The following is a 2,959-nucleotide window of genomic DNA, read 5'->3' as shown; positions in this document are numbered from 1 at the left end:
CGCCGGGGGTCGCGGGTTCGAGTCCCGTCCGCTCCGCCACTAATTTGAAGGCCTTCCCAGATGGGAAGGCCTTTTTGCTATGGGTGGTTTTGTCCAGTGGCCACAGATTTGTACGCAAGAATCAACACAAAGCCCGGTTTCATAACCGGGCTTTGGTGTTTTTAGCGCCTTAAACCACCAATATCTGGCTTTTCTCTGCCAAGTAAGAGTGCCAGATAGCCGGTTATTCCCGCCATTTTCGGGCTATATCCGGGCCTTATCAGCCATTTGAACGAGTCTACAAGGGGTCAAATCAGGCTTCTGCCGCTTGCTGACTAAAGGGCAGTCCCATATTTACCACCTCCGCTTCCATCTGCACATCGATCTTGAAGCCAAGCCGTTTGGCTAGGTTGGGAATACCGAGATTGCCGGATTCATCAGGTACAGTTCAAGCAAAGAGACCTTCCCGACGGGAAGGCCTCTTTGCTTTATCTATCAACTGATTACCATCACTCGGTTGATTTATCAGGGCTTCTCTTTGTTGCCAATGCTCAGGCCGAGCTTGATGGAGAGGGCCGCCAGTAACAGCAGCATCATGATCAGGGAAAAGAAGTTGCTGCCAAGCTCCGGGTATTGCACCTTGAGCAGCGCGGAGTGACCGAAGACACCGATAAAGAAGCAGAGCAGGGTACAGATGGGGGTGTTGCCCACCATGGGTTCATGGCGATAGTGCTGGAACAGCTGATAGGCCGCCAGCCAGAGGGCAATCAGCGGGAAGAAGGAGAAAGGCACGACCGAGTTGGTCAGCACGGCCAGAGAGGCATCGCCACAGATACCAATCAGCATGGCCATGGCAAGCGGTTTTTTCGGGATCATAAGCTGTTCAGGCATGTCGTTCTCCATCCTGTGGTCATGGGTGAGGTTCACGGCGCTTCTGGTTTTGTACCTCGGCGCCCATGGCGATCATCCGCAGTTGGCGAATTGTTCGGTCGGAGAGTGCACGGCACTCTTCGCTGGTCATGTCGAGTGCATCGGCACCGGCACTGAAGACGATGGTGACCATGGCTTCTGCCTGGATGTAGGCATCTTCCCGTGGTGCTTCTGTGGTGGCTTCCAGATAATCGGTCAGCTCTGCGATAAAGTGCTGGATTTCGCGAGCTACCGCCTGGCGAAAGGCGGCCGAGGTGCCGGAGCGTTCCCGCAGCAGCAGCCGAAAGATGTTGGGGTTGTTCTCGACAAACTCCATAAAGGTCTGCACCGAGGTGCTGATGACACTGCCACCACCGGCAATGCGCTGGCGTGCCTGGCGCATCAGTTGGCGCAGGGTGAGACCTCCTTCGTCAACCAAGGTCAGGCCCAGTTCCTCCATATCGCGAAAGTGGCGATAGAAAGAGGTGGGCGCGATACCCGCTTCGCGAGCGACTTCCCGCAGGCTGAGATTGGAGAAACTTCGGTTGGCGCACAGTTGGCTGAATGCAGCATCAATCAATGTACGCCGTGTTTTTTCTTTTTGTTGAGCGCGAATACCCACGAAATCAGTCACCTTCAGCTTAACGAGGCCAAATGATAACCCGAAGGCGCCTTCGGATCAGGTTTGTATCCTACTTTTTTACCATTGACCATGGCGAAGTTGCCATGGAAAATGGCTAACAGCTGTTCGCTGAAAGGATGCAAGAAGATGGCTAAACCCCCGATTATTATCACCAATACCCTGTTGTTCTCCCTCTCCGGACTGGTCGCTCTGGTTGCCGTGCCTTGGTATGGCATGAGCCACGGTTACGATTTCTGGCAGTGGGCCAGTTTCCTGTTGTTGTTCTGCCTGAGTGGTCTCTCCATCACCGCAGGCTATCACCGGCTCTGGTCGCACAAGGCCTACAAGGCGCGCCCCGCTTTGCAGTGGTTGTTTGCCATCGGCGGTGCGTTGGCGCTTCAGAATTCGGCCCTGCACTGGTCGGCCGATCACCGCCGTCATCATCGTCATGTGGATGACAACGACAAAGACCCCTACAGCGCGGGGCACGGCTTCTGGTATTCCCACATCGGCTGGATGCTGCGTGAGCATCAGGGAGATCGCTATGGCGATTACAGCAATGTGCGAGACCTGCAGAACAACCCGGTGATCGCGTTTCAGCACCGTCACTATCTGACGCTAGCGCTGGCGGCCAATCTGGGGCTGCCGCTGCTGCTCGGCCTGTGGCACGGGGACTTGCTCGGCATGCTGCTGTTGGCGGGTGTGCTGAGAATGGTGATGACTCACCACACCACCTTCTTCATCAACTCGCTGGCCCATATCTGGGGCAGTCAGCCCTATACCGACCGCAATACCGCTCGCGATAACGGCATCCTGGCCTTTTTCACCTTTGGCGAGGGGTATCACAACTTTCACCACCTGTTCGAGAATGACTACCGCAACGGCATTCACTGGTGGCAGTTCGATCCGACCAAGTGGTTGATCCGGCTCGCCTCCTGGTGTGGTCTGGCGGGGGATCTCAGATCCTCGCCGGAGGAGCGTATCGAACAAGCTCGACTGCAGATGCAGCTGAAACGGGCACAAGCCAAGTTGCGCAAGCAGGAAGATCGCGAGCTGTGGCAGGCGCTGCTGCAGGAGGAGTACGACAAGCTGAGTCAGCAGCTTCAACACTATTACGCCAGTCGCAAGCGGCTGCTGGAGCTGCGCAAGCGCAAGGCGCTGGCGCGCTATGACCGTCTCAAGCTGCAACTGGAGTACCGGGCCGTGCGTGACGGCTTCATCGCTGGTAAACGCAACTGGAGTCGTTTGCTGGCAGGTATTGCATGATGCCGTCCGGTTATCACAGAGACTAAAAGAGAAGACCGCCTGCTGGCGGTCTTCTCTTTTATGATTCAACTCAAGCTAGTTGGCTTGGCTCTGCTGTTGCTGCAACTGATCCAGTGCCTGTTGCTCCTGCTGGCTGAGACCCAGTTGTTCGCAGGCCTGCTCAAAGCTGATCCCCAGATGGCA

At 56.0% G+C, this 2,959-nt stretch carries 3 protein-coding genes; 1 reads left to right on the top strand and 2 read right to left on the bottom strand.

Annotation, left to right across the window (positions count from 1 at the left end; all coding sequences use genetic code 11):
* Positions 1–504: 504 nt before the first annotated feature.
* Together G5168_RS20880 and fabR are read right to left on the bottom strand one after the other, a co-directional pair.
* Entirely contained in the window at positions 505–870 is a 366-nt protein-coding gene (locus G5168_RS20880; protein WP_139442142.1) for a YijD family membrane protein, read from the bottom strand.
* 19 nt (positions 871–889) lie between these two features.
* Positions 890–1,510: an HTH-type transcriptional repressor FabR gene (gene fabR, locus G5168_RS20875; protein WP_005339921.1), complete on the bottom strand. Its 621-nt coding sequence runs from the start codon at positions 1,508–1,510 to the stop codon at positions 890–892.
* A gap of 147 nt (positions 1,511–1,657) precedes the next feature.
* On the opposite strand from fabR, the gene G5168_RS20870 reads away from it, so the two are divergent.
* Positions 1,658–2,776 carry a fatty acid desaturase gene (locus G5168_RS20870; RefSeq protein WP_227341807.1) on the top strand — a complete coding sequence of 373 codons (1,119 nt, stop codon included), beginning with the start codon at positions 1,658–1,660 and terminating at the stop codon, positions 2,774–2,776.
* The last annotated feature ends 183 nt before the right edge of the window (positions 2,777–2,959 follow it).

It is taken from the genome of Aeromonas sp. 600724 (genome assembly GCF_049175135.1).
Classification (GTDB): domain Bacteria; phylum Pseudomonadota; class Gammaproteobacteria; order Enterobacterales; family Aeromonadaceae; genus Aeromonas; species Aeromonas veronii_A.
Note: the sequence above shows the minus strand (reverse complement) of the source record. Positions and strands in the feature narration are given on the sequence as shown.

What these genes read in the sequence shown, in the direction of transcription:
- G5168_RS20870 (WP_227341807.1), top strand. Translation starts at nt 1,658, where the DNA reads ATGGCTAAACCCCCGATTATTATCACCAATACCCTGTTGTTCTCCCTC.
- G5168_RS20880 (WP_139442142.1), bottom strand. Translation starts at nt 870, where the DNA reads ATGCCTGAACAGCTTATGATCCCGAAAAAACCGCTTGCCATGGCCATG.